This window comes from Mesorhizobium sp. CAU 1741, from assembly GCF_039839275.1.
GTDB lineage: Bacteria > Pseudomonadota > Alphaproteobacteria > Rhizobiales > Rhizobiaceae > Aerobium.
Genome location: NZ_JBDOQP010000006.1, coordinates 35,033 through 49,800, shown reverse-complemented (window position 1 = coordinate 49,800; position 14,768 = coordinate 35,033). Strand labels below are relative to the sequence as shown.

Sequence of the window (14,768 nt, the reverse complement as noted above, 5' to 3'; positions counted from 1 at the left end):
ACGTCATATGAACGACGAAACAAGTGAAACCGTATCTCTGGTCAGGGTGGGGCCGGTTCTGGTCGCCACTGTCGACAACCCTCCTGTCAATGCCCTGTCGCATTCGGTCAGGGTCGGGCTGGTCGCGGCGCTGCAGCGTTTCGAGGAGGACGTCGACTGCAAGGCGCTGGTGATCCGTTGCGACGGCCGCACCTTTTTCGCAGGAGCGGACATCCGCGAATTCGGGCAGCCCGTGAAAGAGCCACGGCTCGGAGAACTGATCGACCGGCTTGACCGTTGCGACAAGCCGGTGATTGCCGCAATGCACGGAACCGCGCTCGGTGGTGGGCTTGAGATCGCGCTGGCGTGCTCCTACCGCATCGCCGCGTTGGATGCGCGCATGGGCCTGCCGGAAGTGAAGCTCGGCCTGCTTCCAGGCTCCGGCGGCATCGTGCGCCTGCCCCGCTTGATCGGGGTACCCGATGCGCTGACCATGATCGCCGAAGGCGGCCAGATCGGTGCGGAAGCTGCGCGCGACAAGGGGCTGGTAGACGAAGTCGTCGCAAGCGACCTCAGGAGCGCGGCGATCGATTTCGCGCAGCGATTGGCTGACGTCGGTGCGGTGCGACGTACCAGCGATCTTCCGGTGCCGGCATTCGATGAAGGACTCCTCGATTCCAAGCGCGCAGAACTGGCAAAGCGCCACAAGGGCCTGAAGGCACCGCAGATCGCGGTCGATCTGATCGAGATGATGACGGTGACGCCCTTTGTAGAAGCCGCCGCAAAGGAATATGCCACCTGCAGGGAGTTGATCTCCTCGCCGCAATCGAAGGCGTTGCGCCATCTTTTTGCGGCCGAGCGCGCGGCGCTCAAGCTGGAAGATGTGCCGACAGATACGAAACCGAGAGACGTTCGAAAGGTCGGCGTGGTCGGTCCCGGTGTGATGGGGCGTGGCATTGCCGCGTGTTTCGTGGATGCCGGCTTCCCGGTGATTCTGGTCGGCCGCAGTGCGGAGAGCCTTACCAAGGCTCAAGCGGCAATTCGCAAGCTCTATGGCGGCAGCATCAAGCGTGGCTCGATGACCGAGGCGCAGCTTGACGAGCGTATGACGCTGCTGGAAACCACGACCAGCTACGATGGTTTGGCCAACGTCGACCTCGTGGTCGAGGCAGTCACGGAAAATCTCGACGTCAAGACGGAGGTGTTCGCGCGGCTCTCCGCGGTGCTGAAGGCCAACGCGATCATCGCCACCAACACGTCGTTCCTCGACATCGAGGCGCTGGCCTCGGCGGCATCGCGGCCGGAAAACGTGGCGGGCATGCACTTCTTCAACCCCGCCAACGTGATGAAGCTTCTGGAAAACGTTCGTGCCGTGCGCACGGCCCCAGAAGTTCTCGCCACCATCACGGCGGTTGGAAAAAAGATCGGCAAGGTGCCCGTCATGGTTGGTCGCTCGGAGGGTTTTGTCGCCAATCGAATGCTGTCGAAACGATCCCGCGAGGCGCAGTTCCTACTCGAAGATGGCGCAACGCCGCGGCAGGTGGACAAGGTGCTGTCCGGTTTCGGCTTTCCGATCGGACCGTTCGCGCTTGCCGATCTCGCAGGCATGGATGTGATGGCTGCCGCCCGCAATGCGCGCATCGCCGGAATGACATTGCGCGAGCAGAGTTGCAACATCGTCGACAAGCTGGCCGCAGCCGGCAGGCTCGGTCAGAAAACGGGAGCCGGATACTACCTCTATGGCGAGGACCGGAAGCCGCAGGACGACCCGGCGGTGGACCAGTTGCTGGCGACACACCGCGCCGAGCGCGGGTTTTCTGCGCGCGAGATCTCTGACGAGGAAATCCTTGAGCGCTGCCTTCTGGCTATGGTCAACGAAGCGGCCAAGATTCTGGACGAGGGCGCAGCCGCGAGGCCAGGCGACATCGACGTGATCTGGACCAGTGGCTTCGGCTGGCCGAGCCACTTGGGCGGACCAATGTTCTGGGCGGACCAGATCGGCATCGCCAACGTCAAGGAAGCGCTCGACAGGTACAGCCGTATCGTAGGCGAAGAATATTTCAAGCCGGCCGCGCTCATCGAGCGGCTCGCTAGCGAAAGGCGCGGCTTCCACGATTGAGGCCGCAACGATCAATTCCGACTGCAGAACGAAACGAGTTTCCCATGAACAAGCAGATGTCACTCAAGGCAGTTGTCGCGGAGCTTCGCGACGGCATGACGATCGGGGTTGGCGGCTGGGGGCCGCGGCGCAAGCCGATGGCGCTGATCCGCGAGATTATCCGCTCCGACCTCAAGGACTTGACGATTGTCGCCTATGGCGGGCCGGAAGTCGGCATGCTTTGCGCGGCCGGCAAGGTGAAGAAGCTGATCTACGGCTTCGTCTCGCTCGATTTCATCCCGATCGAACCCTACTTCCGCAAGGCGCGCGAAAGTGGATCCGTCACGGTGGCGGAATTGGACGAAGGTCTTCTGCTTCTTGGACTTCGCGCCGCCGCCCACAACGTTCCGTTCGCTGCCACGCGCGTCGGGCTTGGCTCTGCGGTCATGCACGCAAACCCAAATTTCAAGACGATCACCTCACCCTACGAGGACGGGCAGGAGCTGCTCGCAATGCCAGCGATTAAGCTCGATGCGGCAATTCTGCATGTCAGCAAGGCCGACCGCGTCGGCAACACGCTGACGTTCGGCCCCGATCCGTTCTTTGACCAGCTTTTTGCGCAGGCCTCCGGCAGCGTCTACGTGACCACCGAACAACTTGTTGACTCTCTATCGTCCGAGAACCCCGAGGACATGAAGGCAAACCTTTTCGAGGCCTATCTGGTCAAGGGCGTTGTGGAAGCGCCGCTCGGCGCCCACCCCACCACCTCTCACTACGCGTATGGTTGGGACGCTGCCCACCTCAAAGCCTATGCCGCCTCGGCGGGCGAGGAAGGCGGCTGGCAGGCTTATTTCGACATGCACATCACGGGTGGCGAGGCCGCCTACATCGAAAGCGTCGGCGGCGAAGCCAGCATCCGCGCGTTGCCCATCCCCACATTCTGAACGGACGTATCATGACCACTGCGACAGACTTCACCCTCGCGGATCTCGTCATCGCCGCGGCTGCGGAAACCTGGCGGGATGACGGCGAACTTCTGGCCACCGGCATCGGCCCGCTTCCGCGCTTGGCGGCGGGCCTTGCGAAGCTGACATTCGCCCCCGGCATCTTGTTGACCGATGGCGAGGCGATGATCGTCGAGGAACCGACCCCGCTCGGTCCGCGCGGCGAGTTCAGACCGAAATACAACGGCTGGATGCCGTATGGCCGCGTGTTCGATAGCGTTTGGTCTGGTCGCCGTCACGCCATGGTTACGCCGGTGCAGGTGGACCGCTGGGGGCAAGGCAACATTTCCGCGCTTGGCCCCGACTTTCAAAAGCCGAAGGTACAGATGCTCGGCGTCCGCGGCTTTCCCGGCAACAGCATCTCGCACAAGAACTCGATGTTCTTGCCCAATCACAGCACGCGCACCTTCGTGGAAGGCGAAGTGGATGTCGTGTCGAGCGTCGGCTTCCGAACCGAAACCTGGCCGGTGGGCGCGAAGGACGATTTCGTCAAGCTGGGATTGGTCGTGACAAATCTCTGCGTGTTCGCCTTTGACGGGCCGGAGCATGGCGCGCGGGTTCTTTCGCTTCATCCAGGCGTCACCTTCGATGAAGTGCAACAAAACACGGGCTTTCCGCTGTTGAAATTGGACGGCATCAAGGAAACGGCGGCGCCCACCGCCGAGCAGATCGCCATCATCAACCGGCTCGACCCGCACAATCTGCGCGCCAAGGTGCTGAAGGGCAACCCGCCCGGCATCCGCGCAGCCGCCTGAAGGCGTGCAGGTAAGACAGGGCTGAAAGCGGAGCGGCGGCGGTGGATTTCGAATACGACGAAAAGACGACGGGTCTGGTGGCGCGTCTAGCCGCGTTCATGGACCGGTACGTCTATCCCAACGAAAAGCACTATTACGAGCAGGTCGCAGGTGACCGCTGGGGCAATCCGCCCATTCTCGACGAGCTGAAGGAAAAGGCGCGCGCTGAAGGTCTCTGGAATCTCTTCCTACCCGATTCCGAACACGGCGCGGGGCTGACGAACATGCAATACGCGCCGCTGTGCGAGGTCATGGGACGCGTTCATTTCTCCGCACAGGTGTTCAACTGCAGCGCGCCCGATACCGGGAATATCGAAACGATCGAGCGTTATGGTACGCCCGAGCAAAAGGCACGCTGGCTGCCCGGCATGCTCGATGGCTCGGTTCGCTCTGCTTTCGCCATGACCGAGCCGGACGTCGCCTCCAGTGATGCCACCAATATTCAGAGCTCCATCGTCCGCGATGGCGACGACTACGTCATCAACGGCCGAAAATGGTGGATTTCCGGCGTGGGCGATCCGCGCTGCGAACTGCTGATCTTTATGGGCAAGACCGACCCCTCGGCTGCCCGGCACAACCAGCAGTCGATGATCCTGGTGCCACTGAAGACACCGGGGATCACCGTGCTGCGGCCAATGACCGTGTTTGGGTATGACGATGCCCCGCACGGCCATATGGAGATCGCGTTCGATGACGTGAGGGTGCCGGCGTCGAACATGCTTCTGGGCGAAGGGCGCGGCTTCGAGATCGCACAGGGCCGTCTTGGGCCAGGGCGCATCCACCATTGCATGCGCCTCGTCGGGCAGGCGGAGCGTTGCCTGGAACTGATGTGCCGCCGGGTCGCAGGACGCGTCGCTTTCGGGAAGCCGATCGCCGAGCAGGGCGTGACACTGGAGCGCATCGCGGAAGCGCGCATCCTCATCGACCAGGCTCGGCTGCTCACGCTCAGGGCGGCGCACATGATGGACACGGTCGGCAACAAGCGGGCAAAGGCCGAAATCGCGATGATCAAGGTGGCTGCGCCGAACATGGCCTGCCAGGTCATCGACTGGGCGATACAGGCGCATGGGGCGGCTGGCGTTTCGCAGGATTTCGTCCTGGCAAATTACTACGCCCATGCGCGAAAGATTCGCTTTGCCGACGGCCCCGACGAGGTGCATCGCAACCAGATTGGAAAGCTCGAACTTGCCAAATATGCCGAGGCGCGCTGAGCCATGGATGCCGCGCGCTTCGTCGGCACCGAGCCGCTGGCGGCCGACAGCCCGATCGTACAGGGGCGGCTGCAGTCCTGGCTGATGGAGCGGCTGCCGGATTGCGGCGGGCACATGACCATCGAACGCTTCCGGGGCGGACAGTCCAACCCCACGATGTTGCTTTCATTTGGCGGCGTGCGCAGGCTGGTGCTGCGCAAGAAGCCCGACGGCACGTTGCTGCCCTCCGCCCACGCGGTCGATCGGGAGTTTCGCGTGATCTCGGCGTTGCGCCAGACCGATGTGCCCGTAGCGCGCGCCTTGTTGCTCTGCGACGATGATACGGTCGCTGGTGCGATGTTCTACATCATGGAGTATGTAGAGGGCCGCTCCTTCTGGGAGCCCGTCCTGCCGGACATGCAGCCTCGGGATCGCGCGGCGATCTATGATGAGATGAACCGCGTGATCAGCGCACTTCATTCGCTTGACCATGTCGCGGCGGGATTGGGGGATTTCGGCCGGCCGGCAGACTACGTCGCGCGGCAGGTCGCGCGATGGAGCAAGCAGTACCGCGCTTCCGAAACGCTAACGATAGAGGCGATGGACAGTCTGATCGCATGGCTGCCTGACAACATTCCGTCTCAGCGCCGCGCGGCGCTCATCCACGGCGACTATCGCATTGACAACATGATCTTTCACACAAGCGAACCACGTGTGATTGCGGTGGTGGACTGGGAGCTTTCCACCGTCGGCGACCCGATAGCCGATTTCGCCTATCACATGCTGACATGGCATTTTCCTGGCCGCCCCTATCGCGGGCTGGGGGACATCGACCTGACAGGCACGGGCATTCCCGACGAGCGGCGCTACCGGGATGCATATCTGCGCGCGACGAAGCAGGAGGGCGTCTGCGATCGGGCGTGGTACGCCTATCTGGCCTTTTGCCTGTTCCGGGTCGCCGCGATACGCCAAGGCATCATGAAACGCGTCGTTGATGGTACCGCCTCCAGCCCCCATGCGCGCGAGGCAGGCGCGCTTGCGCGGCCGGTCGCAGAACTGGGCTGGCGCTATGCGGAACACGCCATGAAGATGGGAGGGTGATTCATGACGGATGATACTAGGCGGCTTTACCCCGTGCAGGGCCGCGCGCTGGTGATCGGCGGCAGCGGCGGCGTCGGCGCAGAAATCTGCCGTGTGCTGGCGCGCGACGGCTGCGACGTCGCGCTTACCTATTTCAGCAATGAGCCGAAGGCGCACGCTGCCGCCGAAGGCGTGCGGGGTGAAGGCCGCTGCGCCTCCATCCACGGTATCAACATCGAGGATCCGGAAGCGGTCGCGGACCTTGTCGCCAAGGTCGCAGATGGGGGCGGGGGTATCCACACGGTTGTCTATGCCGCCGGCCCTTTGGTCCCGCTCATCCATCTCAGCAAGGTCGACCCCGCGCTGATGAAAAAGCACCTGCTTCAGGACACACTGGGCTTCTTCAACGTAGTCCACTATGCGATACCGCACCTGCGGGCCTCGCGCGGCTCGGTCGTGGCGGTGCAAAGTTCCGCCCAGTTTCGCTACGCCTCGGCCGACGGGCTGTCTGTGGTCCCAAAATCTGGCGTCAACGGCATCATGAAGGCCGTAGCCAAGGAAGAGGGCCGCTATGGCATCCGCGCAAACGGCGTCGCGCTCGGCATTATCGATGCGGGTTCTCATCCGGCGCTCATGGCGCAGGGTTTCATTGACCAGAAATATATCGACGCGGCGGCGGCCAACGTGCCGCTGAAATTCTGGGGCAAGCCAGTGGACGTGGCGGAAGCGACGACGTTTCTGGCTTCCAGCCGCGCGCGGTTCGTCAGCGGACAGGTCATCAACGTCGATGGCGGTTATCACGTGTGATCGTCACCAGACGACGCTGCGGCGTATTTTGCATGGAACAGTCCGCAACCTGATGTCGTGTGCGCCGCACAGGCGATGAACCGGACATGCGGTAGGGTGTTTCGCCGCTCGGGCACTGCCATGCGCGAAATGAAGGCGCCTGGCGATTGTCTGGCGGGCTGTTGCTACATGCCACGCTGCGCCACCGCCTCGACCTCCATCAGAAAGTCCGGCGATAGCAGCGACTTCACGATGACCGCCGTGCCGCAGGGCGGGTTACCTTCAAAAAGCGTGTTCTTAACAGACGCATAGTGTGCGTAGTGTTCCGCCTCGACGAGATAGCAGCGCAGCGCCACGACGTCGTTTAGTGTAGCGCCAGCAAGAGACAGGACCGCTTCGATATTTGCGAAGCATTGGCGAGCCTGCGCCGCCGCGTCGCCAATGCCGACGACCTTTCCGGCGTCGAGCGAGACCTGACCTGATATGTGGATCAGGTCTCCCTTCGCGACACCCTGGCTCATGCCGGGGAATGTCATGCCGGAAGGGTTGAGATTTTGTCTGTCGGTCATCGTCGCCGCCTATTGTCCCTCAGGGTCGCGCGCCGGTGGCGGCGGGCACCGAGACCCGTGCAACGTCGATTCTGCCGCCGCGCATTGTCAGCGTGTCCGGCCGCATCGAAGGGTTGGCGACGCACACATAAAGGTCGCGCCCGTCCACACCGCCCAACATGCAGGCGAAGGCTCCAGCCCCATCGATCGTGACCGTATCTGTAATTTGCCCGCCTTCGTGCGTGCGTACGACCGAGTTGGTAAACGGTGAGGCCGCCCATACACAGCCTTCCGCGTCCAGGCAGATGCCATCGGGTATGTGGCCGGGCAGTTGCGCGAACACGCGCCGGTTCGACAGGCTGCCGTCGCCCGTGATGTCGAAAGCGGTGAGCCTGTTGGCAAGTGACTCCGCGATGATCAAAGTCTTGCCGTCGGGCGTGATCACGGTGCCGTTCGGGCAGACCAGATCTTCGGCGACGATGCGCGGCGCGCCGGCGGTGTCGACCATCACAAGCATGGTCGGCGTCACCGGGTCTCCGGCTTCGAAATCGAAGCCGATATTGCCGACATAGGCTCTGCCCGCACTATCCACCACCATCTCATTGGTGAGATGGTGGTGGATGTCGCCGAGCTCGCAGTAGGGCGCAAGGCCCGCTCTGTCGCCGCGCAGAAGCCTGTGCCCCTCCATCGAAACCACCAGCAGGTCACCGTCTGGAAGCCAACCCATGCCGGACGGGCCTCCCGCGACGTGAAAACTGTCGACGCGTAGCCCGTCCGCCGCGAGGATGTGGACGGTCTCGTCGTGCTGATCGGCCACCCATAGCTGACCATCATGCCAGCGCGGTCCCTCGGGATAGGCAAATCCCGACGCTATCGTGCGGGCCGCGATCATGCGTCCTGCCGTGCGCATTCGCGCAGGATCGCGCCCAGCCGGGCGATGCCATCGCCAATGATCTCTTCGCTGACATGGCCGTAGGAAAGGCGCAGGAATTTGCGGTTGTCCTTCACCCCTGCAAAACGCTCGCCAGGACGGAAGAATATGCCTTCTTGCGCGGCACGGGCCGCCGCCGCGTCCCAGTCTACCTGGTCATCGATCTCTACCCAGATGTAGAATGAGCCTTGCGGCATTTGGAAACGGACGAAATCGCCGCAATGCTCGCGCAGCGCGTTTGCCGCAATGTTGGCCTTGCGGCCGTAGACCGCGCAGGCACGGGCCAGATGCGGCTCAAGGAGGCCCTCATCCATGAATTCGGCCATGACGCGGGCGATCCACTGTGCGACACCGAGGTCTTGCCGCATGACCGCCAGCGGCTCGATTGCCTTGGGAGAGCCGATGAACCAACCCATGCGTAGCGCGGGCGCGACCATCTTGGAGAACGAGCCGCACTGGATAACACGACCGCTGTCGTCGAGACTGAGCAGCGAGGGCAGGTGCTCACCGGCAAAGCGCAGGTCGGAATAGACGGCATCTTCGACGATCATGAAATCATGGTTCTTTGCTGCGTCCACCAGCATCTTGCGGCGCGCAACCGACATTTCCGTTCCGGTCGGCGTCTGGAACGTGGGGATGGTGTAAACGAGTTTCACTCGCTTGCCTTCGCTTTTCACCTGCCCGATCAGCGCCTCGAGGTCTTCGACCACCATGCCGTTGTCGTCGATGGTCAGCGTACGAATCTCGCCGCCCTGCATCGTGGCGTAACGCAGCGCGTAGGGGAATGAGGAGGCCTCGGCGATGACGACGTCGCCCGGGTCGATATAGCCGGCCATGGCGAGCGCCAGACCCTGTACCGAGCCTGACGTCAGGATCACGCCGTCATACCCGACATCGCGCCCCTGCATCGCCTTCGTGCGCTCGGCGATGCGCGCGCGCAGACCCCGATACCCGAATATCAGCTCTTCATACCCAACGTCCGGGTCAAAATAATCGAGCACCGAGGGGCCGGCGCCGTCGAGAACCTTCTTGGCGAGCCGGGTGAGATCGGCGACGGGATACGTTTCCGGTGCGGCGAGACCCTGATCGAAATTATAGATTGCGGGCACTTCCGGATCGGGGAAGAACAGCGCCGGCCCTGTGTTGGACGCCTTGGCGCGAAGTGTTTCGATGGACATTGATTTCCTCCTCTTCGATGGTGGTCCGATTCGTTGCTCCGCGTTGCCGCCCGACCGCGTGCGGTGATCGGACTTTCGTGGTCGCGACCATTGAACAGCTGTCCACGACCCTGCTGGACACAGGGCGCGACATCATCGCATCCCGCGCAATTATCAGGCCGCCGCAGCCTTCCCGCGCGCAGGCTAGAACCGCCTTTCGCCGTTCGCGTGGTCCAAACTGACTAGGCCGGGTTGGCGGGCTTGTAGTCGGTGTAGCCTTGCGGACCTTGCGTATAGACGCGGGCGCGGTCGTAGTCGGACAGCGCGACCTCTTGGCGGATGCGGTAAACAAGGTCGGGGTTTGCGATGAAGTGTCGACCGAAGGATGCCGCGTCTGCAGAGCTGTCGGCGATCGCGGCTGCCGCGCTCTTGGGTGTCAGCTCGTTGTTGAGTATGAGGCGGCCACGCCAATGTGCTTTTGTTAGCGTGAAATTGTCCACGAGCGGAAAGCTGCGGCGCACCAGGTGAAGATAGGCGAGGCCCAAGGCCGAAGCTTCTTGCAGCAGAAGGCCGTAGGTCTCAGCTGGGTTCGCATCATCGATGTCGTTGTAGTCGAGCCCGGGACACACGCGCATGCCAACGCGGTCGAAACCGATTGCCTCCCCCATCGCCTGCAGCGTCTCCATGACGAAGCGGATGCGGTTTTCCACGCTCCCGCCATAGCGATCCGTGCGCATGTTCGTGTTTGAGGAAAGGAACTGCATCGGCAGGTATCCACTTGAGGCGTGCAGTTCCACGCCGTCCATGCCCGCCGCGCGGGCGTTCAGCGCCGCCTGGCGGTATTCCTCCACGACGAACCGCACCTCGTGCGTATGCAGCGCGCGCGGCATCTCCATGGCGACGGGACCGCTGACATCGGTGAAGATCTTGCCGTCCGCGCGGATAGCCGATGGTGCAACGACGTCCGAACCGTCGTTCTTGTTGACGCGGGAGGCGACGCGGCCACAATGCATGAGCTGCGCGACGACCAAGCCGCCCTCGCCGTGAACCGCCGCCGCGACCCGCCGCCAGCCTTCCGTTTGCGCGGCCGAGTACAGCCCCGGCGTTCTGCAGTAGCCCTTCCCCGCGGGGCTTGGCTGGATGCCTTCGGTGACAATCAGGCCAGCCGTCGCCCGCTGGCGATAGTATTCGGCGTGAAGTTGTGTCGGGACGTCGCCAGCGCCAGCACGACTGCGCGTCATTGGTGACATCACGATCCTATTGCGCAGCGCGAGTGCACCCAAGGTCACCGGGTCGAACAAGCTAGGCATTTCAACTCCGTCATCTGTCTTGGGTGCGATCTCACGATCGCCAGGCATAGGCGCCGCGGCCGAACATGCGGTCGAGATCGTCAGGTGTCGATGTGGACACCAGCGGTTTGAGGGTGCCGTGCGCGGCAAGCCCGCGCTGCACCGCCGGCCGCGCCTTGCAATGTTCGTACCACGCGGCGATGCCGGGACTGGCGGCGGGGGCGAGGAAGGAAAGCGTTTCCGCCCAGCGGTTCGCGTTCGACCAGACCCACGGAAATACGGCGAGATCGGCGATGGAGAACGCTTCACCGCCGAGATAGGACGTCTGTGTCAGGCGTTGTTCCATCACCGCGTAAATGCGGTGCAACTCTGTGGTGTAGCGGTCGCGGCCATATGCCTGGTCCGGTGGCGCAAACAGCTTGAAATGATTGAATTGACCGTTCGTCGGCCCGAGATTGGCGGCCTGGAACACCAGCCACTGCATCACAGCGGCGCGGGGAGCGCCAGAAGCGGGCAGCAGGCACCCGCACTTTTCCGCAAGGTAGAACAAGATGGCGACGGATTCGAACACCGTTGTCGGCCCGTCATGATCAACGATCACCGGCACTTTCGCATTCGGGTTCAGCGCGAGGAAATCCGGCGCGAACTGCTCGCCCTTCCACACATTGACTGGCAGCATGCGGTAGTCGAGCCCGCACTCCTCCAACATCAGCGTCACCTTGAGGACGTTTGGCGTTGTGGACGCGTAGAGATCGATCATCGAGATTTCGTCCTCTATGACTGACTCGATCGCGTCAGCCGCCGACCGCCGTGACCACCTCGGCCACCGCACGGTCGATGTCGCCACGCTGGTAGCCAAGCAGCACGGTCTCGGCAGGGTCGGGCTCGTATGAGAGAATGACGCCGCGGCCTGGCACGATGAAAGCGTCAGGCAACAATGGGTGCTCGCGGTCCTCCTCGCTCAGTTGGCGATCGGTCCCCACCGCGTCGAAGATCTTCTGGAAGAAATCCCGGAAGGTGAGGTTGGCATCGCCAATGAGATAGGCTTTGCCCGGTTCGCCGCGCTCGAGCGCGCCGGCGATGGCCTGCGACAGCGAGCGAACCGACAGATAGTTCGTGCCGCCGGCCGGCGCATAGTCGGGAATTTCCGGCCGCTGCCCTCGGCCCCACGCTGCGAGTGTCTCGTAGCGCTTCGCGGGAATGCCGGGGATTGCCCCCACAATTGAGGGCGGATTGAGCGTCGTGACATTGAAACTGTCGTCCGCCATGGCCCTTGCGCCCGCGTCGGCGAGCGCTCGAGCCCGCACATAAGGCACCTTCTCGATCAGTTCCGGCATTACTTGATGGTAGTAGCTGCCAAGCTGGATGAAGCGCCGGACGCCAGCCTTCTTGGCAAGCTGTGCGAAGTTCGGCACGCCTTCAATCTGCATGACGCGCCAGAATTCGTGTTCGTCGGCGCCTTGGGGGATATGGCGAATGTCTTGGCCCGCCGCGAACACGATGGCGTCGAATGGCTCCAGGTCCTTCTCGGTGAAAGTCTGCTGGGAGTAGTCCCCGATGATCGTCGGCATCGTGGCCATGGGCGTACCCTCGCGCGCCGGCTTGCGCGCGCCGAGCGTCACCGCATGCCCGAGCTTTTCGAGATGCACGGCCGCGTGGCCGCCGATCATGCCGGTTCCGCCGATGATGAGAACGTTCACGCGCAATGCTCCTGCCCAAAAAGGCCACACTGTCGCTGTGTCGCCGCGCCGGCATCGTCCGAACGAATGATGCCGGAAGAGACGAGGCGGGCTGTCCTTCCATGACGGAGAGATGCACATGGTCGGACGATTCAATGGCAAGGTGGCGCTGGTCACGGGCGCGGCGGGCGGCATCGGCCGTGCCACCGCGTTACGTCTGGCGCGAGAAGGAGCGCGCGTGGTCGCGGCGGATCGTGATCGCGATGGCCTCGAGATGCTGGCAAGCGAACTGGAAGACCTGACCACACTCATATACGATGCAGCAGATGGCGATGGCTCGGCCGCCATGGCGCGCAGCGCGATAGCGGGCGCAGGTCGGCTTGACATGCTCGTGTGCAATGCTGGCATCTATCGCCGCAGCCATTTCGTTGAGATCGGGCCAGACGAATGGAACACGGTCGTCGCCGTGAATCTGACGAGTGTCGCCCGCATTGCTCAGGCCGCAGTTCCAGCCCTGATCGAAGCGCGGGGCAGCGCCGTTTTTATCGCCAGCACGGCCGCCACCCATGGCATCGCCTACGCCGCCCACTATGCCGCCGCAAAGGCAGGGATAGTAGCGCTCATGAAATCGCTGGCGGTGGAGTACGCGCATGCAGGGGTGCGCTTCAATGCAGTTGCTCCCGGCCGGGTCAAGACCGCAATCGCCTCGAACCAACCGCAGCTCGAACGGCAAAATGCGTCGCTATTGGTACGCGCCCCGCGCCTGGCAGGCTTGACCGAGGGAGGAGAGCCGGAGGACATTGCCGGCGTCATCGGCTTTCTGCTTTCGCAGGATGCGCGCTATGTTTCCGGCAGCTTGATGACGGCCGACGGGGCACAGAACGTCGGCTGAAGGACCGGCTAGTCTGTTAGGACGATGCTTCCGCGAGCCGGTGCCCGCAGATTTTGTAACGAGCGCGAAACGGACGGCCTTCGCAACAGGGCGCAACACGTCGTCCGCACCAAGGCGCGCCAATGGGAGGAACGATGAAGAAATTGCTGCTGGCAACGACCATGCTGGTCGCCACGACCCTTGTCTCACAGGCACAGGACAACACCGTCAAGATCGGGGTGCTTAACGATCAGAGCACCTCGTTCTCGGCGCTCGGCGGAACCGAGGTTGTCCGCGCGGCTGAGCTCGCCGTTAAGGATTTCGGCGGCTCGGTGCTCGGCAACCCGATTGAGGTCATCTCCGCCGACCACCAGAACAAGCCAGACGTCGGGCTCGCCATTGCGCGGCAGTGGCTCGAGAGGGATGGTGTAGATGCCATCGCCGACGTGGCCAACTCAGCTGTATCGCTGGGCGTCAACACGTTGATCGGCGAACAGCAGAAAGTGGGCCTTTTCGTCTCGCCGCTCACCGACCGGCCTACGGAAGCCGACTGCAACGGCCATATCGTGGCATGGGCTTATGACGCCTATTCCACCGTAGGCACCACGGTTGCGGCGCTGCTCGCTGAAGGCGGCGAGTCCTTCTACATCCTTTCGCCGGACTACGAGGCGGGCAAGGTTCAGGAAGCCTGGGTGGAGACCGCCGTCAACAATGCAGGCGCCGAAATCAAGGGCAAGGTGCGTGCGCCGCTCGGCACGACCGACTTTTCGTCTTACCTGCTTCAGGCGCAAGCGTCTGGCGCGCAGGCGATCATCATGAACCTGAACGGTCCCGAGCTCGTCAACGCGATGAAGCAGGCCCGCGAGTTCGGCATCATGGATGCCGGTCAGAAGATCGCCGTCACGTTCCTTCATCAGTCAGATGCGCGCGCGCTTGGCGTTGAAGCGCTGGCAGGTGTACGTGCCTCCACACCATGGTTCTGGAAGAAGGACGAGGCGTCGGAAGAGTTCGGTCGTCGCATGATGGAGATCACCGGCAACGCGCCGGGCTGGATCGCCGCGGGCACATACTCCGCCGTCAGCGCCTATCTCAAGGCGGTGGAAAAAGCAGGGACAGATGAGTCGGAAGCGGTTCTCAAGGCGATGCGCGAAGTCGAGCTGGACGATTTCTTCGTCAGCAACGGCACGCTGTATCCCAATGGCCGCTTGATCCACGACATGTACCTGCTCGAAGTCAACGGTCCGGACGACGTTTCGGAGAAGGATGACTTCTTCAAGTTGGTGGCAACGGTGCCGGCCGAGAAGGCCTTCCGTCCGCATTCGGAGAGCGTCTGCAAGCTCTAGCGTGCCGAGACGTACCCGG

Annotated in this window: 14 protein-coding genes; 8 read left to right on the top strand and 6 right to left on the bottom strand. The window is 62.9% G+C overall.

Going from position 1 to position 14,768, the window contains the following annotated elements:
* Window positions 1-7: 7 nt before the first annotated feature.
* Genes AAFN84_RS21135 through AAFN84_RS21110 form a run of 6 tightly spaced genes read left to right on the top strand, consistent with a single transcriptional unit; the run spans window position 8 to window position 6,952 of the window.
* A complete protein-coding gene (locus tag AAFN84_RS21135) occupies window positions 8-2,098 on the top strand; it encodes a 3-hydroxyacyl-CoA dehydrogenase NAD-binding domain-containing protein (RefSeq protein ID WP_347516686.1) in 2,091 nt (696 codons plus the stop codon).
* A gap of 44 nt (window positions 2,099-2,142) precedes the next feature.
* Window positions 2,143-3,021 (top strand): CoA-transferase, encoded by an 879-nt coding sequence (locus tag AAFN84_RS21130; protein WP_347516685.1) that lies wholly within the window; start codon window positions 2,143-2,145, stop codon window positions 3,019-3,021.
* An 11-nt stretch (window positions 3,022-3,032) separates the two neighbouring features.
* Window positions 3,033-3,836 carry a ketoacid CoA transferase gene (locus AAFN84_RS21125; protein ID WP_347516684.1) on the top strand — a complete coding sequence of 268 codons (804 nt, stop codon included), beginning with the start codon at window positions 3,033-3,035 and terminating at the stop codon, window positions 3,834-3,836.
* A gap of 41 nt (window positions 3,837-3,877) precedes the next feature.
* A complete protein-coding gene (locus AAFN84_RS21120) occupies window positions 3,878-5,086 on the top strand; it encodes an acyl-CoA dehydrogenase family protein (protein WP_347516683.1) in 1,209 nt (402 codons plus the stop codon).
* A 3-nt stretch (window positions 5,087-5,089) separates the two neighbouring features.
* Window positions 5,090-6,166: a phosphotransferase family protein gene (locus AAFN84_RS21115; RefSeq protein ID WP_347516682.1), complete on the top strand. Its 1,077-nt coding sequence runs from the start codon at window positions 5,090-5,092 to the stop codon at window positions 6,164-6,166.
* A 3-nt stretch (window positions 6,167-6,169) separates the two neighbouring features.
* A complete protein-coding gene (locus AAFN84_RS21110) occupies window positions 6,170-6,952 on the top strand; it encodes an SDR family oxidoreductase (RefSeq protein ID WP_347516680.1) in 783 nt (260 codons plus the stop codon).
* Window positions 6,953-7,116: 164 nt separating this feature from the next.
* Here the strand turns inward: AAFN84_RS21110 and AAFN84_RS21105 are convergent, their stop codons facing one another.
* From AAFN84_RS21105 to AAFN84_RS21080, 6 genes are all read right to left on the bottom strand, one after another.
* The gene (locus AAFN84_RS21105; protein WP_347516679.1) at window positions 7,117-7,500 is read right to left on the bottom strand and encodes a RidA family protein; all 384 of its coding nucleotides are present in this window, start codon (window positions 7,498-7,500) and stop codon (window positions 7,117-7,119) included.
* A 19-nt stretch (window positions 7,501-7,519) separates the two neighbouring features.
* A complete protein-coding gene (locus AAFN84_RS21100) occupies window positions 7,520-8,371 on the bottom strand; it encodes an SMP-30/gluconolactonase/LRE family protein (RefSeq protein ID WP_347516678.1) in 852 nt (283 codons plus the stop codon).
* Window positions 8,368-9,588, bottom strand: coding sequence for a PLP-dependent aminotransferase family protein (locus AAFN84_RS21095; RefSeq protein WP_347516677.1), 1,221 nt, complete (start codon window positions 9,586-9,588; stop codon window positions 8,368-8,370). Before AAFN84_RS21095 ends, AAFN84_RS21100 begins: the two co-directional genes overlap by 4 nt.
* Window positions 9,589-9,809: 221 nt before the next feature.
* Entirely contained in the window at window positions 9,810-10,868 is a 1,059-nt protein-coding gene (locus AAFN84_RS21090) for an alkene reductase (RefSeq protein WP_347516676.1), read from the bottom strand.
* 40 nt (window positions 10,869-10,908) lie between these two features.
* Window positions 10,909-11,616, bottom strand: coding sequence for a glutathione S-transferase C-terminal domain-containing protein (locus tag AAFN84_RS21085; RefSeq protein ID WP_347516675.1), 708 nt, complete (start codon window positions 11,614-11,616; stop codon window positions 10,909-10,911).
* A gap of 34 nt (window positions 11,617-11,650) precedes the next feature.
* Complete coding sequence (locus AAFN84_RS21080; RefSeq protein ID WP_347516674.1) at window positions 11,651-12,556, bottom strand: NAD-dependent epimerase/dehydratase family protein; 906 nt, start codon at window positions 12,554-12,556, stop codon at window positions 11,651-11,653.
* A 118-nt stretch (window positions 12,557-12,674) separates the two neighbouring features.
* On the opposite strand from AAFN84_RS21080, the gene AAFN84_RS21075 reads away from it, so the two are divergent.
* A complete protein-coding gene (locus tag AAFN84_RS21075; RefSeq protein WP_347516673.1) occupies window positions 12,675-13,427 on the top strand; it encodes an SDR family oxidoreductase in 753 nt (250 codons plus the stop codon).
* Between the two features lie 134 nt (window positions 13,428-13,561).
* On the top strand, window positions 13,562-14,749 hold the full coding sequence (locus AAFN84_RS21070; protein ID WP_347516672.1) for an ABC transporter substrate-binding protein: 1,188 nt from the start codon (window positions 13,562-13,564) through the stop codon (window positions 14,747-14,749).
* The last annotated feature ends 19 nt before the right edge of the window (window positions 14,750-14,768 follow it).

What these genes read in the sequence shown, in the direction of transcription:
- AAFN84_RS21075 (WP_347516673.1), top strand. Translation starts at nt 12,675, where the DNA reads ATGGTCGGACGATTCAATGGCAAGGTGGCGCTGGTCACGGGCGCGGCG.
- AAFN84_RS21070 (WP_347516672.1), top strand. Translation starts at nt 13,562, where the DNA reads ATGAAGAAATTGCTGCTGGCAACGACCATGCTGGTCGCCACGACCCTT.
- AAFN84_RS21130 (WP_347516685.1), top strand. Translation starts at nt 2,143, where the DNA reads ATGAACAAGCAGATGTCACTCAAGGCAGTTGTCGCGGAGCTTCGCGAC.
- AAFN84_RS21110 (WP_347516680.1), top strand. Translation starts at nt 6,170, where the DNA reads ATGACGGATGATACTAGGCGGCTTTACCCCGTGCAGGGCCGCGCGCTG.
- AAFN84_RS21100 (WP_347516678.1), bottom strand. Translation starts at nt 8,371, where the DNA reads ATGATCGCGGCCCGCACGATAGCGTCGGGATTTGCCTATCCCGAGGGA.
- AAFN84_RS21105 (WP_347516679.1), bottom strand. Translation starts at nt 7,500, where the DNA reads ATGACCGACAGACAAAATCTCAACCCTTCCGGCATGACATTCCCCGGC.
- AAFN84_RS21095 (WP_347516677.1), bottom strand. Translation starts at nt 9,588, where the DNA reads ATGTCCATCGAAACACTTCGCGCCAAGGCGTCCAACACAGGGCCGGCG.
- AAFN84_RS21125 (WP_347516684.1), top strand. Translation starts at nt 3,033, where the DNA reads ATGACCACTGCGACAGACTTCACCCTCGCGGATCTCGTCATCGCCGCG.
- AAFN84_RS21115 (WP_347516682.1), top strand. Translation starts at nt 5,090, where the DNA reads ATGGATGCCGCGCGCTTCGTCGGCACCGAGCCGCTGGCGGCCGACAGC.
- AAFN84_RS21135 (WP_347516686.1), top strand. Translation starts at nt 8, where the DNA reads ATGAACGACGAAACAAGTGAAACCGTATCTCTGGTCAGGGTGGGGCCG.
- AAFN84_RS21085 (WP_347516675.1), bottom strand. Translation starts at nt 11,616, where the DNA reads ATGATCGATCTCTACGCGTCCACAACGCCAAACGTCCTCAAGGTGACG.